This is a genomic window from Streptomyces varsoviensis (assembly GCF_000718635.1).
GTDB classification, from domain to species: Bacteria; Actinomycetota; Actinomycetes; order Streptomycetales; family Streptomycetaceae; genus Streptomyces; species Streptomyces varsoviensis.
In genome coordinates this window covers 71,776-91,413 of sequence record NZ_JOBF01000001.1, presented here as the reverse complement: position 1 = coordinate 91,413, position 19,638 = coordinate 71,776, and the positions used below count along the sequence as shown (strand labels likewise).

Sequence of the window (19,638 nt, the reverse complement as noted above, 5' to 3'; positions counted from 1 at the left end):
GGGGCGGGCGTCCGGTTTTCGCTGCGGTCGCTGGGTTGACGTTCGGTGCGGTTCGTTGGGGTGGGTTGGATTATGTCGCGGAACCGCTGTGGGGTGCGTCGGTGTCCGTGGGTATGGGGCGGTTTTGGTTGAGCCGAAAAATACGTCCGGCCGCGGACGCCCCGTGCAGGACATCCGCAGCCGGACGGTGGTGTTACAGGTACTGGCCGGTATTGGCCACTGTGTCGATGGAGCGGCCGGTGTCGGCGCCCTGCTTTCCGGTGACGAGGGTGCGGATGAAGACGATCCGCTCGCCCTTCTTGCCGGAGATGCGGGCCCAGTCGTCCGGGTTGGTGGTGTTGGGCAGGTCCTCGTTCTCCTTGAACTCGTCGACGCAGGCGGCGAGCAGGTGGGCGACGCGGATGCCCTTCTGGTTGTGGTCGAGGAATGCCTTGATCGCCATTTTCTTGGCACGGTCGACGATGTTCTGGATCATCGCTCCGGAGTTGAAGTCCTTGAAGTAGAGGACTTCCTTGTCGCCGTTGGCGTAGGTGACCTCCAGGAAGCGGTTCTCCTCGGATTCCGCGTACATCTGCTCGACGACCGACTGGATCATGCCGGAGACCGCGGAGGCGCCGGAGCCGCTGTGTTCGGCCAGGTCGTCCGTGTGGATCGGCAGGGTCGGGGTCAGGTACTTCGAGAAGATGTCCTTGGCGGCCTCGGCGTCGGGGCGCTCGATCTTGATCTTCACGTCGAGTCGGCCGGGGCGCAGGATGGCGGGGTCGATCATGTCTTCGCGGTTGGAGGCGCCGATGACGATGACGTTCTCCAGCCCTTCGACGCCGTCGATCTCGGCGAGGAGCTGCGGGACGATGGTGTTCTCGACGTCCGAGCTGACGCCGGAGCCGCGGGTGCGGAAGAGCGACTCCATCTCGTCGAAGAAGATGATGACGGGGGTGCCTTCGCTGGCCTTCTCCCTGGCTCGCTGGAAGACGAGGCGGATGTGCCGCTCGGTTTCGCCGACGTACTTGTTGAGCAGTTCGGGGCCCTTGATGTTGAGGAAGAAGCTCTTCCCCGCGGGCTTGCCGGTGACTTCGGCGACTTTCTTGGCGAGGGAGTTGGCGACGGCCTTGGCGATGAGTGTCTTGCCGCAGCCGGGCGGGCCGTAGAGCAGGACGCCCTTGGGGGGCCGGAGTTCGTGCTCTTTGAAGAGGTCGGGGTAGAGATAGGGGAGCTCGACCGCGTCGCGGATCAGTTCGATCTGGTTGCCCAGGCCGCCGATCTTCGTGTAGTCGATGTCCGGGACCTCTTCGAGGACGAGTTCTTCGACCTCGCTCTTCGGGATGACTTCGTAGACGTAGCCGGATCGGGGTTCGAGCAGCAGTGCGTCGCCGGGTCGGATGGTGATGTCCAGCAGCGGCTCGGCGAGCCTCACCACCCGCTCCTCGTCGGTGTGCCCGATGACCAGGGCGCGCTCGCCGTCTTCAAGGATTTCCTTGAGGGTGACGATGTCCCCGGCGCTTTCGAACTCCATGGCTTCGACCACATTGAGCGCCTCGTTGAGCATGACCTCCTGGCCGCGCCTGAGATCTTCGAGCTCGACGCTCGGGCTGACGTTCACGCGGAGCTTGCGGCCGCCGGTGAAGATGTCGGCGGTGCCGTCCTCGTTCGCCTGCAGGAAGACCCCGAAGCCGGCCGGCGGCTGTGCGAGCCGGTCGACCTCCTCCTTGAGGGCCACGATCTGGTCGCGGGCCTCACGGAGTGTGTTGGCGAGCCGCTCGTTCTGAGCGGACACTCCGGCCAGGTTGGTCTGCAGCTCGACGATCCGCTCTTCGAGAATCCTCGTGTGACGCGGCGAGTCGGCGAGCTTGCGCCGCAGGACGGCGATTTCCTGCTCAAGATAGGCAACCTGACCGGCGGGGTCCTCAGACCCTCGCCCCGGCCGGATGCCGCGGTTGATGTCGTCGTCGTGGGCTGCCACGGTCCTCACCTCCTCCAAGGGGAGCTGGACGCTTCCTGACCCTACCTGGGCCGGTGCAGGTTGAAACCCCTAGATCACAAACCCGGTCGGGGTGTGTCCGATCTTCACCCTTGCGCACGTCCTTACGTCAGGGGAATACCCACCCAACAACATCAGAAAGCGGGCGGTTGTATCGTCGAGTCGGTCAACACCCGTCAGGGCTGGCACGACTTACCGCAAGATTTTGACGCTCACGCAGGGAACGGCAGGCGAGATGACCGTGCAGGACGAGGCCCGGGACAGCACCGAGGATCTTGAGGTCTGGATCGATCAGGACCTGTGCACCGGCGACGGGATCTGCGCGCAGTACGCCCCGGAGGTCTTCGAACTCGACATCGACGGTCTCGCGTATGTCAAGAGCGCCGATGACGAGCTGCTGCAGGAGAAGGGCGCCACGACGCCGGTGCCGCTGCCGTTGTTGAACGATGTGCGGGACTCGGCGAAGGAGTGCCCCGGGGACTGCATCCATGTGCGGCGGGTCGCGGACCAGGTGGAGGTTTACGGGCCGGACGCCGACTGAGGCGACCGGCCGAACACGCCGTGTGACCAGCGGGCACGCAGGGTGACCTGTCGGGCGTACGGCGTCAGACGCTGCCGGGCGCGGGGAGGGCGGTGAGGGCGAACTTCCCGTCCTCCCACTGCCATTTGACGCCGCGCCGCTTGTCGGGGCAGCAACGCGGCACGTCGTTCGAGGAGTAGCCGAGCAGGGTCGCCGAGATGGTGGCCCCGAAGACGCGGAAGTCCGTGACGTTCATCCGCTGCGCGGGGTCGAGGAGGGTCGCGGCGACGGTGGGCCGCCCGCCCTCGGCGGCCGGCGGCGTCAGGACGTACACGCCGTTGGGCGGGGTGCCGCCCTGGGCGTGGCAGCGCACCACGGCGACCGTCTCGGGTCGTCCGTCGCCGTCGAAGTCGGCCGAGCCCTTCCCCATGACGTCCACTTCCGTGTGGCCGCAGTCCAGCGGATACCGTGCGGCGTGGGCGTCGGGTGCTCCGCCGGCGGGCGTACCGGGGCGTGGTGCGGTGGTGGTAGCGGTGGCGTCCGGGGGCTGGACGAGGGCCGCGCCGGCGATGACGAGGGCGAGTGCGGCGGCGGTCGCGATCCAGTGCACGGGGCGGGTACGGGCGTGTGTGGGGCCGTGGGAGGGGTCGGTGCCGGGCGTGGGGAAGGGCCCAGTGCCTGCCGGGGGCTGCACGCGGGGTGACTCCTGTGAGAGCTGTGGCGTCGGGGTGTCCAGCATCGTGCCATACGGTGCGGGGCCGGGGAACCACGGGGCGTGTGTGGCCGGCGATCGTTCAACGCGTCGGCCCCGCCGCCGAGTTCCGCTGGCGCGGGGTTCGGGCGGCGGGGCCGGGGTGGAGTGGGTACGGGCGGTGCCGGGGTCAGCGGTCGGCGGAGCCGCTCTGGCTGCCGGGGCCGGTGTAGTCGTCGCCGTAGGCGCCCTTGGCGGGGCGGCGGCGGCGCAGCGGGGGCTCGACGCCGTCGGCGAGGCGGCGGGCGGTGAGCAGGAACCCGGTGTGGCCGATCATGCGGTGGTCGGGGCGTACGGCCAGGCCCTCGACGTGCCAGGTGCGGACCATGGTCTCCCAGGCGGACGGTTCGTTGAACGTTCCGTGTTCGCGGATCGCCTCGACGGTGCGGGCGAGCTGGGTGGTGGTGGCGACGTACGCGCAGAGGATGCCGCCGGGCACGAGGGCCTTGGAGACGGGCTCCAGGCATTCCCAGGGGGCGAGCATGTCGAGGATGACGCGGTCGACGTCGGTGTCGGAGAGGTTGTCCTGGAGGTCGCCGACGGTGAGCGTCCAGGCGGGGTGGGGTGCGCCGAAGTAGCGCTGCACGTTCTGGGTGGCGATCTCGGCGAAGTCGGCCCGGCGCTCGTAGGAGTGGAGCATGCCCTGGTCGCCGATGGCGCGGAGCAGGAAGGTGCTCAGGGAGCCGGAGCCGACGCCTGCCTCGACGACGCGGGCGCCGGGGAAGATGTCGGCCATCGCCAGGATCTGCCCCGCGTCCTTGGGGTAGACCACGGCGGCGCCGCGCGGCATGGACAGGACGTAGTCGGGGAGCAGGGGGCGCAGCGCGAGGTAGGCGACGTTTCCCGTGGTTCGGACAACACTGCCCTCGGGGGCACCGATCAGCTCGTCGTGGGGGAAGGCACCCTTGTGGGTGTGGAACTGCTTCCCGGCTTCGAGCGTGAAGGTGTAGTGGCGTCCCTTGGGGTCGGTGAGCTGGACCTGGTCCCCGACCTGGAAGGGGCCGCGACGGCGGGCGGCACCGGTCGGTTCGGACATGTGACCAGCCTACCTGGGGTCGGGGGCGGGGTCGTCCGGGGTCGCTAGCGCTGCGGGCGGGCCATGGCGGCGACGAAGGCGCGTTCGACGTCGGAGGTGGACAGGACGCCGTAGATCTCGCCGGTCTCCTCGACGACCAGGTATTCCGTGGCGGGGGTGGCGCGGAGGGCGTCGAGGAGTTCTTCGCCGGCGAGCTCGGCGGAGACGCGCATGCCGTCCTTGAGCTCCTGGGCGAGGCCGCTGACGGGGACCCAGGGGCGTCGGTGTTCGGGGACGGCGACGATGGCGGATTCGCGGACGAGGGCGGTGGGGGCGCCGGCGGTGTCGACGACGACGAGGGCGCGGGCTCCGGCGTCGTTGGCGCGGCGGAGGGCTTCGGAGAGCGGGGTGGCGGCTTCGACGGGGACGGCGCGGCGGGTGAGGGTGCGGACGGTGAGGCCGGGGAGGCGTTCGCGGAGCCGGGCGACGCGGAGGCTGTTGCCGGCGCCGGTCCAGATGATCGCGGCGAGGATCGCGGCGAGGAGGGCGTCGGTGAGGGAGTCGACGCCGCCGAAGCCCTCGTTTCCGTCGCCGAGGTGGCCGGCCTGGGTGAGCAGGGGGAGGCCGATGAGGACGGCGACGGCGAGGCCGCGGCCGACCCAGGCGGCGGCGACGGTGCCGCTCATCGGGTTGCCGGTGATCTTCCAGACGACGGCGCGGAGCATGCGGCCGCCGTCGAGGGGGAGGCCGGGCAGCAGGTTGAAGATCGCGACGATCAGGTTGGAGATCATCAGTCCGGCGAGCAGGACGCCGGGTACGGTGCCGGGCTCGACGGTCCACATGGCGAGGTAGAAGACGCCGGCGAGGACGAGGGAGAGGAGCGGGCCGACGAAGGCGAGGACGAATTCGCGGCCGGGGGTCTCGGCGTCCTTCTCGATCTCGGAGACGCCGCCGAAGAACTGGAGCTGGATGCGGCGGACGGGGAGCTTGAAGCGGAGGGCGGCGATGGTGTGGGCGAGCTCGTGGACGAGGACCGAGGCGTAGAAGGCGACGGCGAAGAAGAGGGAGACGAGGTAGCGGGCGCGGCCGAGCTCGGGCAGGACGCGGTCGAGCTGGCCGCCGAAGACCCAGGTGATGAGGGCGGCGACGAGGAACCAGCTCGGGGCGACGTAGACGGGTACGCCGAAGGGGCGGCCCATGAGGATGCCGCCGCCCTGTTCGCGGGGGCGGCGTGGGCGGCGTGGTTCTCGGCCCTCGGGCTTTTTGGGCTCCTCGGCCTGGGGGCCCGCTCCCCCGCCGGACTGGCCCTGCCCGCTGTTCTCCACGGTGTCCCCTCGTCGGCGTTCGGCCCCGCACCGGCCTGGCGCGTTTCCACGATCATGCAGTGTGAGACGGTCTGCCGTCGATGGTATGCGGATCGTTGTCGGTGGGGGGCCGTAGGGTCTGCGGCATGGGAAGCAGCTTCGAGAAGATTCCGCGGGCCGGGGCGAGCGGCCGGCGGGCCGGGTCGGCCGAACGGCCGATGGCGTTGTCGCCGTCGCGCGCGGGCGATTTCATGCGGTGCCCGCTGCTCTACCGCTTCCGGGTGATCGACAAGCTGCCGGAGAAGCCGAGTGCCGCGGCGACGCGGGGCACGGTGGTGCACGCGGTGCTGGAGCGGCTCTTCGACGCGCCGGCGGCGGAGCGTACGGCCGCGGGCGCGCGGGCGATGGTGCCGGACGAGTGGGAGAAGCTGCTGGCCAAGCGGCCGGAGCTGGCGGAGCTGTTCGAGGACGATCCGCGGGGGGAGCGGCTGGCCGGGTGGCTGGGCGACGCGGAGCGGCTGGTGGAGCGGTGGTTCACGCTGGAGGACCCGACGCGGCTGGAGCCCGCCGACCGGGAGCTGTATGTGGAGACGGTCCTGGATTCGGGGCTGACGCTGCGGGGGTTCATCGACCGGGTCGATGTGGCGCCGAGCGGCGAGGTGCGGCTGGTGGACTACAAGACGGGGAAGGCCCCGGCGCCGCGGTTCCGGTCGGAGCCGTTGTTCCAGATGCAGTTCTACGCGCTGGTGATGTGGCGGCTGCGGGGCGTGGTGCCGCGCCGCCTCCAGCTCGTCTATCTGGGCAGCGGTGATGTGCTGACGTACGACCCCGGCGAGGAGGAGCTGCGGGCGGTGGAGCGCAAGCTGCTGGCCCTGTGGGAGGCGATCGCGCTGGCCACGGAGACGGGCGACTGGCGGCCGAAGCCGAGCCGGCTGTGCGGTTGGTGCGACCACCAGGCGGTATGCCCGGAATTCGGCGGCACACCGCCGCCGTATCCACTGCCGGTGGTGGACGCCGGGGCGGCGTCCGCCGCAGGGACCGGGTTCGGCTCCGGGGCACCGGCCGACGCTGAGGAGGCCGTGCCCGACGCCGGGGCGGCGTCCGCCGCGGAGGCCAGGTCCGGCGCGGGCACGGACGCCGGAGTCGACGCGGGCGCGGAGGCCGGGGCCGACGCGGGCGCGGAGGCCGGGCTCGACGCGGGCGCGGTGACCGGAGTCGACGCGGGCGCGGAGGCCGGGGCGGGCGTCGACGCAGAGGCCGCGGCGGGGGCCGAGGTCGGGGTCGGGGCTGTGGCTTCGGGGCAGGGGGCGCAAGGCAGAATGGGGCAGGTCTAGCGAAGGAGAGAGTCCCTGTGGCTATCCGCGTCCTGCTGGTCGACGACCAGCCGCTGCTGCGCACCGGTTTCCGGATGATCCTGGAGGCCGAGCAGGATCTCGCGGTCGTCGGCGAGGCCGGCGACGGCTTGCAGGCGCTCGACCAGGTGCGGGCGCTGCAGCCCGATGTGGTGCTGATGGACATCCGGATGCCCCGGATGGACGGCGTGGAGGCGACCCGGCAGATCACCGGGCCGGGCCGGGACGGTCCGGCGAAGGTGCTGGTGCTGACCACCTTTGACCTGGACGAGTATGTGGTGGAGGCGTTGCGCGCGGGGGCCAGCGGCTTTCTGCTGAAGGACGCGCCGGCCGACGAGCTGGTGCAGGCGATCCGGGTGGTGGCGGGCGGCGAGGCGATGCTCGCGCCGAGCATCACGCGGCGGCTGCTGGACAAGTACGCGGGGCATCTGCCGTCGGGTGAGGAGAAGGTCCCGGACACGCTGGACACGCTGACCGAGCGCGAGGTGGAGGTGCTCAAGCTGGTGGCGCGCGGCCTGTCGAACGCGGAGATCGCGGCGGATCTGTTCGTGAGTGAGACGACGGTCAAGACGCATGTGGGGCATGTGCTGACGAAGCTGGGCCTGCGGGACCGGGTGCAGGCCGCGGTGTACGCGTACGAGAGCGGGCTGGTGCGCCCCGGCTCGCAGTAGGCGGGGCCCGCGGCGGCGGAGAACAGCGCGATGGCCGGCGGCCCGCTCTCACAAGCGGGCCGCCGGCCGTTTTTCTCGCGGAGGCCCGGGCCGGTGGCGGCCCGGTCCCTCCTGCGGTGGCTCGGACTCAGACGCCGTGGCCGAGTTCCCAGGGCTGGATCTGGGAGGAGGAGTTGAGCGCCCACTCCACGCCGGTGATGTTCTCGCGCGCGGCCACGTACTGCTTGCCCTGCCACAGCGGCAGGATCGGCACGTCGTCGGCGACGATGTCCTGGGCCTGCTGGAAGAGCGTGGCCGCCTCGTCGCGCCGGCGCTCCTCGCGGGTCTCCGGGATGAGCTTGTCGGTGATCTTCTTGTTCCGGTAGGGGGACTTGAGGAAGTTGCCCTCACCGAAGAACGGCGCGATGAAGTTGTCGGGGTCCGGGAAGTCGGGGAACCAGCCCATGCCGTAGACGCTGTACTCGCCGTTGATGCTCGCGGGGCGGAACTTGGACCACTCGACGCCCTGGATCTTCACGTCGAAGAGCTTGCTGCCGTTGAGCTGGTCCTGGAGCCCCTTGAACTCCTTGGCGGTCGCCTCACCGTAGTGGTCCGTGGTGTAGGTGAGGGTGATCGGCACCGGGGTGGTGATGTTCGCGGCCTGGAGGATGGAGCGCGCCTTGTCGACGCTGGGGGTGGTCCCGTACTTGTTGGAGAAGGAGTTCTGGTGGCTGGTGATGCCGCTGGGCACCAGCGAGTACAGCGGCGTGGTGGTGCGGCCGTAGTCGTCGCGGGTCAGCGCCTGCCGGTCGATGACCTGCGCCATCGCCTGGCGTACGGCCTTGTTCTTCACCGACGGGTCGTTGGTGTTGAAGGCCAGGAAGCTGATCTCCTGTCCCGGCGACTCGACGATGTTGATGTCCTTGGACGTGGAGGCGCGCAGCCGGGTGATCTGCTCGGGCGACATCGAGCGGTTCATGACGTCGATGTCGCCTGCCTTGAGCGCCTTCTCCATCGAGGTGGAGCTCTCGAAGAAGCGCATCTCGGCCTTGTTGTTCTGGAGCTTGAGGCCGCCCTTGTAGTTCGGGTTCTTCGAGAAGACGACCTTGGCGACCCGGCCGTCCGCCTCCTCGGCCTTCAGCGTGTACGGGCCGGAGCCGACGATGTCGTAGCCCTCGCGGACCTTCTTGGGGTCGTAGACCTCGCTGTCGACGATGCCGCCGGCGGGGGTGGAGATCTTCTGGGCGAACGTCGCGTCGGGGGTCTTGAGGTGGAAGACGACCTCGCTGTCGCTGGGCGTCTCCACCCGGTCGACGTTGTCGAACAGCGAGGCGGGGCCGTTCTTGAAGTTGATGTTGCGGACGCGGTCGATGGAGAATTTCACGTCCTTGGCGGTCAGGTCGTGACCGTTGGAGAATTTCAGGCCCTCGCGCATCGTGCAGCGGAACTGCTCGTTCTTGCGGTCGGCGAACCCGCACTTCTCGGCGGCGTCGGGGACCGGGGTGGTACCGGAGCGGGGCAGCCGCAGCAGCGTCTGGAAGGTGCTGCGCAGCACGGTCAGACCGGCGATGTCGTAGACCTCGGCGGGGTCGAAGGGGGCGGGGGTGTCCTTCGACAGCTCGAACCGGTCCGTGCTGCCGATGACGATGGCCCCACCATCCTTGCCGGCGCCGCCGGACCCGCCACAGGCGACGAGCACAGGGGCCAAGAGGCCCGCCACGGTCGGCAGCACCAGCGTCTTGCGGTTCATTGTCGGGGCTCTCCCTGCGATCGATCCCGGGACCATACCGACGTCGGGTGCGCTGGCCACAGGGTCAGTGGTGAAGTTCTCGCGACGACATTAGTGCGCGCGGCCAGCATCTTTGGAACGGGGCCGAGTTGACGTGATATCACGCCCCGATAACGGGCGGCCATTCACCGATATCCGGACGCCGGAACGATTCGTACGCGAGATGATCAATCGGGACACAAGGGTGCGCCATGACCGGTTTGCGGGGGTGCCGCGACGATCTCCACCCACCCTGTCGACGCCGCCGCCCGTGATAAAACTCACTCCCCCGAAGGGGTTGAACCGTCACGCAATTCGGACGGGCTATTCGTCACGGAAAATAAGCGGTCCTGCGCCGAGCGTTCCCCAGCGCATTACCCGGCCCACGCTCGGTACCGGATCAGTGCATTGCTGTAATCAGCGACCGGAGATAAGCGAGGTCGACTTCCTCCAGCGATCCGACGACGCTGCGCCCGGCCGCGGCGGGGATCGGCGCCAGCGAGGGCACGGCCACGACGCGGCAGCCGGCCGCCTCCGCCGCCGCCACGCCCGTGGCGGTGTCCTCGATCACGGCGCACCGGGCGGGGTCCACGCCGAGCCGGGCGGCGGCGAGCAGATACGGGTCCGGGTGCGGCTTCGTGCGCTCCAGCTCGTCCCCGGCGACGGTCAGCGTGAAGTTCTCCGACCCGAGGGTGGCCAGCACCCGGTCGATGATCTGCCGGTGCGAGGCGGAGACCAGCGCGGTCGGCACCCGGTGGGCGGCCAGCTCCGTCAGCAGCCGCCGCGCGCCGGGCATCAGCGGCACCCCGCCGCCGATCGTCTCGGCGAACCGCGCGTTCAGCAGCACGCTCAGCTCGGCGAGGGCGATCCGGGCGCCGGTGGCCTGGATCAGGTACGCGGCGCTGCGCGTCATCGGCCCGCCGACGACGACCTCGCGGTACTCGTCGAGGAGCGTGTGCCCGAGCTCCGCGAAGACCGCGACCTCCACGTCCCACCAGAAGCCCTCGGTGTCGACCAGGGTGCCGTCCATGTCGAGCAGCACGGCCTGCAGGGTGGATTCGTCGGCCGTACGGGTGTCGACGGCGGGAATGCTGCTGGTCATCCGCACACACCTCACAGAAGGGACGCGAAGGCCGGTCGCCGCCCCCGAGGGGGAAGACGACCGGCCTTTACCGGACCGACAAGTGTACGTCGGGCGGGCGCGGTGCGCGGGGGATCTTTTCCGGGCCGCCCGGGGCGGTGCGCGGACGGTCCTCTCCGGGCCGCCCGGGGCGGTGCGCGGGGGATCCTCTCCGGGCCGCCCGGGGCGGTGCGCGGAGGGCTCTTCTCCGGGCCGCCCGGGGCGGTCAGCGGGCGTTGAAGTACTTGGCCTGGGGGTGGTGGATGACGATGGCGTCCGTGGACTGCTCGGGGTGGAGCTGGAACTCCTCCGAGAGCAGCACACCGATTCGCTCGGGCTCCAGCAGCTCGGCGATCTTCGCGCGGTCCTCCAGGTCGGGGCAGGCCCCGTAGCCCAGCGAGAAGCGCGCTCCGCGGTACTTGAGGGCGAACATGTCCTCGACGTCGGCGGGGTCCTCGCCGCCGAAGCCGAGCTCGGCGCGTACCCGTGCGTGCCAGTACTCGGCGAGGGCCTCGGCGAGCTGTACGGACAGGCCGTGCAGCTCCAGGTAGTCGCGGTAGGCGTTGGCGCCGAAGAGCTCGGCGGTGGCCTCGCCGATCTTCGAGCCGACGGTGACGACCTGGAAGCCCACCACGTCCGTCTCGCCCGACTCCTGCGGCCGGAAGAAGTCGGCGAGGCACAGGCGGCGGCCGCGGCGCTGGCGCGGGAAGGTGAAGCGGGTGCGTTCGGAGCCGTCCTCGTGCAGGACGATCAGGTCGTCGCCCTTGGAGACGCACGGGAAGTAGCCGTAGACGACGGCGGCTTCCAGGAGGTTGTCGGTGTGCAGCTTGTCCAGCCAGCCGCGCAGCCGGGGCCGGCCCTCGCTCTCCACCAGCTCCTCGTAGCTGGGCCCGTCGCCCGTACGGGCCTGCTTGAGGCCCCATTGGCCCTTGAACAGGGCGCCCTCGTCCAGCCAGGACGCATAGTCCTTGAGGCCGATGCCCTTGATGACCCGGGTGCCCCAGAAGGGCGGGGCGGGTACGGGGTTGTCGGTGGCGGTGTCGGAGCGTACGGGCCCCTCGTCGGTCTCCTCCGGGGCGTCCGGGAGGGGCGTCTCGCGCTGGGGCACGCGGCGCTGCTTGAGTTCGGGGAGGGTGGCGCCGGGCACGCCGCGCTTGACGGCGATGAGGGCGTCCATCAGCCGCAGCCCCTCGAAGGCGTCGCGGGCGTAGCGGACCTCGCCCTCGTAGATCTCGTGCAGGTCCTGTTCGACGTAGGCGCGGGTGAGCGCGGCGCCGCCGAGGATGACGGGGAAGTCGGCGGCCATGTTGCGCTGGTTGAGCTCCTCCAGGTTCTCCTTCATGATCACCGTGGATTTGACCAGCAGCCCGGACATGCCGATGACGTCGGCCCGGTGCTCCTCGGCGGCCTCCAGGATCGCGGAGACGGGCTGTTTGATGCCGAGGTTGACGACGTTGTAGCCGTTGTTGGACAGGATGATGTCGACGAGGTTCTTGCCGATGTCGTGGACGTCGCCGCGGACGGTGGCCAGCACGATGGTGCCCTTGCCCTCGTCGTCGGACTTCTCCATGTGGGGTTCGAGGTAGGCGACGGCCGTCTTCATGACCTCGGCGGACTGCAGGACGAACGGGAGCTGCATCTGCCCGGAGCCGAAGAGTTCGCCGACGACCTTCATGCCGGCCAGCAGGGTGTCGTTGACGATGTCGAGGGCCGGGCGGTCGGCGAGCGCCTCGTCGAGGTCGGCGGCCAGGCCGTTCTTCTCGCCGTCGATGATGCGCCGCTGAAGCCGCTCCTCCAGCGGCAGGGCGAGCAGTTCCTCGGCCTTGCCGGCCTTCATCGACTTGGTGTCGACGCCCTCGAAGAGCTCCAGGAAGCGCTGGAGGGGGTCGTAGGCGGGCGTGTCGCCCACGGCGGGGCGGCGCCGGTCGTAGATCAGGTCGAGGGCCACCTCGCGCTGCTCGTCGTCGAGGCGGGCGATCGGCAGGATCTTGGAGGCGTGCACGATCGCCGAGTCGAGGCCGGCCTTGACGCACTCGTCGAGGAAGACGGAGTTGAGGACCATCCGGGCGGCCGGGTTGAGGCCGAAGGAGATGTTGGACAGGCCGAGGGTGGTCTGTACGTCGGGGTGGCGGCGCTTGAGTTCGCGGATCGCCTCGATGGTGGCGATGCCGTCCTTGCGGGACTCCTCCTGGCCGGTGCAGATGGTGAAGGTCAGGCAGTCGATGAGGATGTCCGGCTCCAGGATGCCCCAGTTGCCGGTGAGGTCGGCGATGAGGCGTTCCGCGACGGCGACCTTGTCCTCGGGGGTGCGCGCCTGGCCCTTCTCGTCGATGGTCAGGGCGATGAGGGCGGCGCCGTGCTCGGCGGCCAGGGTGGTGATCCGGGCGAAGCGGGACTCGGGGCCGTCGCCGTCCTCGTAGTTGACGGAGTTGATGACGGCCCGGCCGCCGAGCTTCTCCAGGCCGGCCTGGAGCACGGCGGGCTCGGTGGAGTCCAGGACGATGGGCAGGGTGGAGGCGGTGGCGAACCGGCCGGCGATCTCCGACATGTCGGCGACGCCGTCGCGGCCGACGTAGTCCACGCAGAGGTCGAGGAGGTGCGCGCCCTCGCGGATCTGGTCGCGGGCCATCTCCACGCAGTCGTCCCAGCGCTCGGCGAGCATGGCCTCGCGGAACTTCTTCGAGCCGTTGGCGTTGGTGCGCTCGCCGATGGCGAGGTACGCGGTGTCCTGGCGGAACGGCACGGTCTGGTAGAGGGAGGCGGCGCCCGGTTCGGGGCGCGGGGTGCGGGCGGTGGGCTCCATGCCGCGGACCCGCTCGACGACCTGGCGCAGGTGCTCGGGGGTGGTGCCGCAGCACCCGCCGACCAGCGACAGCCCGTACTCGCGGACGAACGTCTCGTGGGCGTCGGCCAGCTCGCCCGGGGAGAGCGGGTAGTGCGCGCCGTCCTTGCCGAGCACCGGCAGGCCCGCGTTGGGCATGGCGGAGACGCGCGTACGGGCGTGCCGGGAGAGGTAGCGCAGGTGCTCGCTCATCTCGGCGGGGCCGGTGGCGCAGTTCAGGCCGATCATGTCGATGCCGAGGGGTTCCAGGGCGGTGAGGGCCGCGCCGATCTCGGAGCCGAGCAGCATGGTGCCGGTGGTCTCGACGGTCACCTGGACGAGCAGCGGCAGGTCGGCGCCGGCGGCGGCCAGCGCGCGGCGGGCGCCGATCACGGAGGCCTTGGTCTGGAGCAGGTCCTGGGTGGTCTCCACCAGGATGGCGTCCGCGCCGCCGGCGATCAGGCCCTCGACGTTGCGCTGGTAGGCGTCGCGGAGCGCGGGGTACGGGGCGTGGCCGAGCGTCGGCAGTTTGGTGCCGGGGCCGACGGAGCCGAGCACCCAGCGGGGGCGGCCGTCGGCGGCGAACTCGTCGGCGACCTCGCGGGCGATGCGCGCGCCGGCCTCGGAGAGTTCGAAGATGCGCTCGGGGATGTCGTATTCGCCGAGTGCGGCGAGGTTGGCGCCGAAGGTGTTGGTCTCGACGCAGTCGACGCCGACGGAGAAGTACTCCTGGTGCACCGATCGGACGATGTCCGGGCGGGTGATGTTCAGGATCTCGTTGCAGCCTTCGAGGTTCTGGAAGTCCTCCAGGCTGGGGTCCTGCGCCTGGAGCATGGTGCCCATCGCCCCGTCCGCCACCACCACGCGCGAGGCGAGAGCCTCACGGAGTCCGGCTGCTCGGGCTGCGCTTGCGGAAGACGGCGGTTTCACGGCCATGGAACTGCTCCCAGGGTTGCGACGGCTGTCGGCTTTGCGCCTTCCGGTGGATGGCGCACCCGGCCAGGGTAGCGGGCGGCACAAGGGGCGGTACGGGCGTCCCAGGGGGCGGACGGGCCCGGGGAGGGCGGCTGGACGGCGGCGCGATGATGCCGAGGATGCTGAGCCGGCTTCCGACGGGTACCGCTGGGTCGGCATCGACCGATAGTGTTCAGCATTGTCGAACGGCTTGTGTAGGAGGTTGCGCGGTGGCTCGGACCATCCAGTCGCTGGAGCGGGCAGCGGCGATGTTGCGGCTGCTGGCCGGCGGCGAGCGGCGCCTGGGCCTGTCGGACGTGGCGTCGTCGCTGGGGCTCGCCAAGGGGACCGCCCACGGCATTCTGCGCACTCTGCAGCAGGAGGGTTTCGTCGAGCAGGACCCCGTCTCGGGCCGCTACCAGCTCGGCGCGGAGCTGCTGCGGCTGGGCAACAGCTTCCTCGATGTGCACGAGCTGCGCGCCCGCGCCCTGGTGTGGACGGACGACCTGGCGCGCGCCAGCGGCGAGAGCGTCTATCTGGGCGTGCTGCACCAGCAGGGCGTGCTGATCGTCCACCACGTCTTCCGGCCCGACGACAGCCGCCAGGTGCTGGAGGTGGGCGCGATGCAGCCGCTGCACAGCACGGCGCTGGGCAAGGTGGTCGCCGCGTACGACCCGGTGGCGCACAGCGAGGCGATCGAGGCGGAGCGGGAGGCGTTCACCTCGCGGACGGTCACCGACCTCGGCGGCTTCGAGGGGGTGCTGGACCTCACCCGGGCCCGCGGCTGGGCCTCGGACGTGGAGGAGACCTGGGAGGGCGTCGCGTCGGTGGCGGCGCCCATCCACGACCGGCGGCGGACGCCGGTGGGCGCGGTCGGCATCACGGGCGCGGTGGAGCGGGTGTGCGAGGACGGCGAGCTGCGGGCGCAGTTGGTCGCGGCCGTACGGGACTGCGCCCGCGCCGTCTCGCGTGATCTCGGGGCGGGCCGCTTCTGAGCCACGGGGCCGCTCCCGGGGGCACGGGCTGCCTATGGGGCGGGGGCCGCCTATGGGGCGCGGGTTCCGGCGCGGGGGCCGCTTCTGAGCGGCGAGTTTCGGCGCGGGGGCCGCTTCTGAGGCGTCCGGCGCGCCAGGGGACGCCCGTACGACCGAAAAGTTACGCCCGTTTGGCCGGGAGTTTTCGGTCACATGACTCTTGACGGGCACTTAGCAGTGGACAAAACTGCCGTTCGTCGGTCGGCATTGTCGAACACCTAACGACAATATTCGCTATGGTGGACATTGCCGCGGGCCGACCCACCGCCCTCACCGAGGGCGCGGACCACCGGAGGGACCCGGGGTACGGCGTTTCTCGGTGTCCATCTGGACGAAGGACAAAGGAGTCACTGGTGTCCAGCTCCGATATCTTCACTGGCGAGACCATCGGCACCGCCGTGCTGGTTCTGCTCGGTGGCGGCGTCTGCGCCGCTGTCACCCTCAAGCGCTCGAAGGCTTTCGAAGCCGGCTGGGTCGCCGTCGCCTTCGGCTGGGGTTTCGCCGTTCTGACCGGCGCGTACATCGCCCAGCGGTCCGGCGCCCACCTGAACCCGGCCGTCACGGTCGGCCTGGCCATCGAAGGCACGACCAAGTGGAGCGACGTACCGCTCTACTTCGGTTCCCAGATCCTCGGCGCCCTGATCGGCGCGGTGCTGATGTGGATCACCTACTACGGCCTCTTCAAGGCCCACCTCACCGACCCCGAGGTCCTGGCCGAGCACAACGGCCAGGAGGGCATGGTCGACAAGAAGGTCGCCCCCAAGGCCGGCCCGGTGCTCGGGATCTTCTCCACCGGCCCCGAGGTCCGCAACGCCGTACAGAACCTCGCCACCGAGATCATCGCCACCACCGTGCTCGTCCTCGCGATCCTCACCCAGGGCCTCACCAAGGGCCTGGGCGTCTCCGGGACCGGCGTGCTCATCACCGCTCTCGTCGTGACCAGCATCGGCCTCTCGCTGGGCGGCCCGACCGGCTACGCCATCAACCCGGTACGTGACCTCGGCCCCCGCATCGTGCACGCTTTGCTGCCGCTGCCGAACAAGGGCGGCTCCGATTGGGGCTACGCCTGGATCCCCGTCGTCGGCCCGCTGCTCGGCGGCGCCCTCGCCGGAGGCATCTACCAGCTCGCCTTCGCCTGAGCCCCCCGCCGAGACCACAGAACTTCCAGGAGCACACCGTGACCGACGCACACACCACCGGCCCGTTCATCGCCGCGATCGACCAGGGCACCACCTCCAGCCGCTGCATCGTCTTCGACCGGGACGGCCGCATCGTGGCCGTCGAGCAGAAGGAACACGAGCAGATCTTCCCGAAGCCGGGATGGGTGGAGCACGACGCCACCGAGATCTGGGAGAACGTCCAGTACGTGGTGGCCGGCGCCATCGAGAAGGCGGGCATCACCGCCGCCGACGTCAAGGCCATCGGCATCACCAACCAGCGCGAGACGACGCTGCTGTGGGACAAGGCCACCGGCGAGCCCGTGCACAACGCCATCGTCTGGCAGGACACCCGTACCGACGCGCTCTGCAAGGAGCTGGGCCGCAACGTCGGCCAGGACCGCTTCCGCCGGGAGACCGGCCTCCCGCTGGCCAGCTACTTCGCCGGCCCCAAGATCCGCTGGATGCTCGACAACGTCGAGGGGCTGCGCGAGCGCGCCGAGCGCGGCGAGATCCTCTTCGGCACCATGGACTCCTGGGTCATCTGGAACCTCACCGGCGGCACCGACGGCGGCGTGCACGTCACCGACGTCACCAACGCCTCCCGCACCATGCTGATGAACCTGCGCGGCCTGGAGTGGGACCCGAAGATCCTCTCCTCCATGCAGATCCCGGCCGAGGTGCTGCCCAAGATCCGCTCCTCCGCCGAGGTGTACGGCACCGCCAAGGGCGGCGCGCTGGACGGCGTGCCGGTGGCCTCCGCGCTCGGCGACCAGCAGGCCGCCCTGTTCGGCCAGACCTGCTTCTCCGAGGGCGAGGCCAAGTCCACCTACGGCACCGGCACGTTCATGCTGATGAACACCGGCCACGAGCCCGTCAACTCCTACAACGGGCTGCTGACGACCGTCGGCTACCGCATCGGCACCGAGAAGCCCGTCTACGCCCTTGAGGGCTCCATCGCCGTCACCGGCTCGCTGGTGCAGTGGATGCGCGACCAGATGGGCCTGATCAAGAGCGCGGCGGAGATCGAGACGCTCGCCAGCTCGGTCGACGACAACGGCGGCGCGTACTTCGTGCCCGCCTTCTCCGGCCTCTTCGCCCCCTACTGGCGCGCCGACGCGCGCGGCGTCATCGCCGGTCTGACCCGCTACGTCACCAAGGCGCACATCGCCCGCGCCGTGCTGGAGGCCACCGCCTGGCAGACCCGCGAGATCACCGACGCCATGACCAAGGACTCCGGCGTCGAGCTGACCTCCCTCAAGGTCGACGGCGGCATGACCTCCAACAACCTGCTGATGCAGACCCTCTCGGACTTCCTGGACGCCCCCGTGGTGCGCCCGATGGTCGCCGAGACCACCTGCCTCGGCGCGGCCTACGCCGCCGGCCTGGCCGTCGGCTTCTGGCCGGACACCGCCGCCCTGCGCGCCAACTGGCGCCGGGCCGCCGAGTGGACCCCCCGGATGGACGCGGCCACGCGTGACCGCGAGTACAAGAACTGGCTCAAGGCCGTCGAGCGGACCATGGGCTGGATCGAGGACGAGGAGTAATCAACATGAGCACCCTGCAGAGCGTCCCGGCCCTCGGGACGCACCCGGCTGCCGGTTCGAACCCGAGCCGCGCCGAGACCCGGGACCAGCTGAACAAGGCTACGTACGACCTCCTGGTGATCGGCGGCGGCATTCTGGGCATCACCGTTGCCTGGCACGCCGCGCAGTCCGGACTGCGGGTGGCCATGGTGGACGCCGGCGACTTCGCCGGCGCCACCTCCTCCGCCTCCTCCAAGCTGCTCCACGGCGGCCTGCGGTACCTCCAGACCGGTGCCGTCAAGCTCGTCGCCGAGAACCACTTCGAGCGCCGCGCCGTCTCCCACGACGTCGCCCCGCACCTGTCCAACCCGCTGACCTTCTACCTGCCGGTCTACAAGGGCGGCCCGCACGGCGCGGCCAAGCTCGGCGCGGGCGTCTTCGCCTACTCCGCGCTGTCCGCCTTCCGCGACGGCGTCGGCCACGTCATCAGCGCCGAGAAGGCCGCGCGCGATGTGCCGGAGCTGCGGACCGACAACCTCAAGGCGGTCGCGGTCTACGGCGACGGCCAGATGAACGACGCCCGCATGGCGCTGATGACCGTACGGGCCGCGGTCGAGGCCGGCGCGACGGTCCTCAACCACGCCGAGGTCACCGGCCTGCGCTTCACGCACGGCAAGGTCACCGGCGCGGACCTCAAGGACGGCGTGGACGGCACCGAGTTCGGCGTCGACGCCCGCCTGGTGCTCAACGCCACCGGCCCCTGGGTGGACCACCTCCGCGCGATGGAGGACAAGAACGCGGCCCCCAGCATCCGCCTCTCCAAGGGCGCGCACCTCGTCCTCAAGCGCACCTCCCCCTGGAACGCGGCGCTGGCGACCCCGATCGACAAGTACCGCATCACCTTCGCCCTCCCCTGGGAGGACATGCTCCTGCTCGGCACCACCGACGAGGAGTACGAGGGCGACCCGCGCGATGTCGCCGTCAACGACAAGGACATATCCCAGATCCTCGACGAGGCCGCGTTCTCCGTCCGCGACCAGCAGCTCTCCCGCGACCTGATCACGTACTCCTTCGCGGGCCTGCGGGTGCTGCCGGGCGGCCCCGGCGACACCTCCAAGGCCAAGCGCGAGACGGTCGTCACCGAGGGCAGCGGCGGCATGCTGTCGGTCGCCGGCGGCAAGTGGACGACCTTCCGGCACATCGGCCGCACGGTGATGAACAAGCTCGCGCAGCTCCCGGGCCACCCGCTCGGCAGCGACATGGAGCCCGTCTCGCAGCTCCCCAAGCACATGCCGCTGCCCGGCATCGCCAACCCGGACGCGGTCACCCACCGGCTGCTGGTCGACGGCGGCGCGAACGGCGTCCGGATGGCCCCGGAGACCGCCCGCCACCTGGCCACGCACTACGGCTCGCTGTCCTTCGAGATCGCCCGCATGGCGAACGAGAACCCGGAGCTGGCCGAGCGCATCCACCCGGAGGCCCCCGAGATCTGGGCACAGGCCGTCTACGCCCGCGACCACGAGTGGGCCGAGACCGAGGACGACGTGCTGCGCCGCCGCACCACCCTGACCATCCGCGGCCTGGCCACGGACGACGTCCGCGCCAAGGTCAAGGACCTGCTGGACAAGAAGGGCTGACACGCGGTCGGCCGCTGAGCGCATCGAGGGGAGGGCCGTCCGCTACGGGCG

Annotated in this window: 13 protein-coding genes and 1 pseudogene; 7 read left to right on the top strand and 7 right to left on the bottom strand. The window is 70.4% G+C overall.

The features are described 5' to 3' along the window. Positions 1-193: 193 nt before the first annotated feature. Positions 194-1,960: a proteasome ATPase gene (gene arc, locus IF55_RS00385; RefSeq protein ID WP_030879177.1), complete on the bottom strand. Its 1,767-nt coding sequence runs from the start codon at positions 1,958-1,960 to the stop codon at positions 194-196. A 253-nt stretch (positions 1,961-2,213) separates the two neighbouring features. Between arc and IF55_RS00380 the strand changes: the two genes are divergently transcribed. Next, complete coding sequence (locus IF55_RS00380; protein WP_030879174.1) at positions 2,214-2,519, top strand: ferredoxin; 306 nt, start codon at positions 2,214-2,216, stop codon at positions 2,517-2,519. A gap of 64 nt (positions 2,520-2,583) precedes the next feature. On the opposite strand, the gene IF55_RS00375 is transcribed toward IF55_RS00380, so the two are convergent. From IF55_RS00375 to IF55_RS00365, 3 genes are all read right to left on the bottom strand, one after another. After that, positions 2,584-3,192 carry a hypothetical protein gene (locus IF55_RS00375; RefSeq protein WP_245661005.1) on the bottom strand — a complete coding sequence of 203 codons (609 nt, stop codon included), beginning with the start codon at positions 3,190-3,192 and terminating at the stop codon, positions 2,584-2,586. Between the two features lie 187 nt (positions 3,193-3,379). Beyond that, on the bottom strand, positions 3,380-4,285 hold the full coding sequence (locus IF55_RS00370) for a tRNA (adenine-N1)-methyltransferase (RefSeq protein WP_030879171.1): 906 nt from the start codon (positions 4,283-4,285) through the stop codon (positions 3,380-3,382). Between the two features lie 44 nt (positions 4,286-4,329). After that, positions 4,330-5,589 (bottom strand): site-2 protease family protein, encoded by a 1,260-nt coding sequence (locus IF55_RS00365; protein ID WP_078643302.1) that lies wholly within the window; start codon positions 5,587-5,589, stop codon positions 4,330-4,332. 197 nt (positions 5,590-5,786) lie between these two features. Between IF55_RS00365 and IF55_RS00360 the strand changes: the two are divergent. Both IF55_RS00360 and IF55_RS00355 read left to right on the top strand, forming a co-directional pair. Beyond that, positions 5,787-6,602, top strand: a pseudogene (locus IF55_RS00360) (RecB family exonuclease); the annotation flags it as partial. 317 nt (positions 6,603-6,919) lie between these two features. Beyond that, the gene (locus tag IF55_RS00355; RefSeq protein WP_030879167.1) at positions 6,920-7,591 is read left to right on the top strand and encodes a response regulator; all 672 of its coding nucleotides are present in this window, start codon (positions 6,920-6,922) and stop codon (positions 7,589-7,591) included. Positions 7,592-7,718: 127 nt separating this feature from the next. On the opposite strand, the gene IF55_RS00350 is transcribed toward IF55_RS00355, so the two are convergent. The 3 genes from IF55_RS00350 to metH form a co-directional block, all read right to left on the bottom strand. Continuing rightward, entirely contained in the window at positions 7,719-9,320 is a 1,602-nt protein-coding gene (locus tag IF55_RS00350) for an ABC transporter substrate-binding protein (protein WP_030879164.1), read from the bottom strand. Between the two features lie 418 nt (positions 9,321-9,738). Then, the gene (locus IF55_RS00345; RefSeq protein WP_030879160.1) at positions 9,739-10,440 is read right to left on the bottom strand and encodes an HAD family hydrolase; all 702 of its coding nucleotides are present in this window, start codon (positions 10,438-10,440) and stop codon (positions 9,739-9,741) included. Between the two features lie 244 nt (positions 10,441-10,684). Beyond that, on the bottom strand, positions 10,685-14,215 hold the full coding sequence (gene metH, locus IF55_RS00340) for a methionine synthase (RefSeq protein ID WP_030879158.1): 3,531 nt from the start codon (positions 14,213-14,215) through the stop codon (positions 10,685-10,687). 248 nt (positions 14,216-14,463) lie between these two features. On the opposite strand from metH, the gene IF55_RS00335 reads away from it, so the two are divergent. The 4 genes from IF55_RS00335 (at position 14,464) to IF55_RS00320 (ending at position 19,587) form a co-directional block, all read left to right on the top strand. Then, entirely contained in the window at positions 14,464-15,228 is a 765-nt protein-coding gene (locus IF55_RS00335; protein WP_030879155.1) for an IclR family transcriptional regulator, read from the top strand. Positions 15,229-15,620: 392 nt separating this feature from the next. Next, a complete protein-coding gene (locus IF55_RS00330) occupies positions 15,621-16,406 on the top strand; it encodes an MIP/aquaporin family protein (protein WP_030879152.1) in 786 nt (261 codons plus the stop codon). A gap of 38 nt (positions 16,407-16,444) precedes the next feature. Continuing rightward, positions 16,445-17,971, top strand: coding sequence for a glycerol kinase GlpK (gene glpK / locus IF55_RS00325; protein WP_030879150.1), 1,527 nt, complete (start codon positions 16,445-16,447; stop codon positions 17,969-17,971). A gap of 5 nt (positions 17,972-17,976) precedes the next feature. Beyond that, positions 17,977-19,587, top strand: coding sequence for a glycerol-3-phosphate dehydrogenase/oxidase (locus tag IF55_RS00320; RefSeq protein WP_030879149.1), 1,611 nt, complete (start codon positions 17,977-17,979; stop codon positions 19,585-19,587). Positions 19,588-19,638 lie beyond the last annotated feature (51 nt).

Excerpts from the sequence above, each read along its gene's own strand:
- IF55_RS00320 (WP_030879149.1), top strand. The coding sequence starts at position 17,977 with ATGAGCACCCTGCAGAGCGTCCCGGCCCTCGGGACGCACCCGGCTGCC.
- IF55_RS00345 (WP_030879160.1), bottom strand. The coding sequence starts at position 10,440 with ATGACCAGCAGCATTCCCGCCGTCGACACCCGTACGGCCGACGAATCC.
- IF55_RS00350 (WP_030879164.1), bottom strand. The coding sequence starts at position 9,320 with ATGAACCGCAAGACGCTGGTGCTGCCGACCGTGGCGGGCCTCTTGGCC.
- metH (WP_030879158.1), bottom strand. The coding sequence starts at position 14,215 with ATGGCCGTGAAACCGCCGTCTTCCGCAAGCGCAGCCCGAGCAGCCGGA.
- IF55_RS00370 (WP_030879171.1), bottom strand. The coding sequence starts at position 4,285 with ATGTCCGAACCGACCGGTGCCGCCCGCCGTCGCGGCCCCTTCCAGGTC.
- IF55_RS00380 (WP_030879174.1), top strand. The coding sequence starts at position 2,214 with ATGACCGTGCAGGACGAGGCCCGGGACAGCACCGAGGATCTTGAGGTC.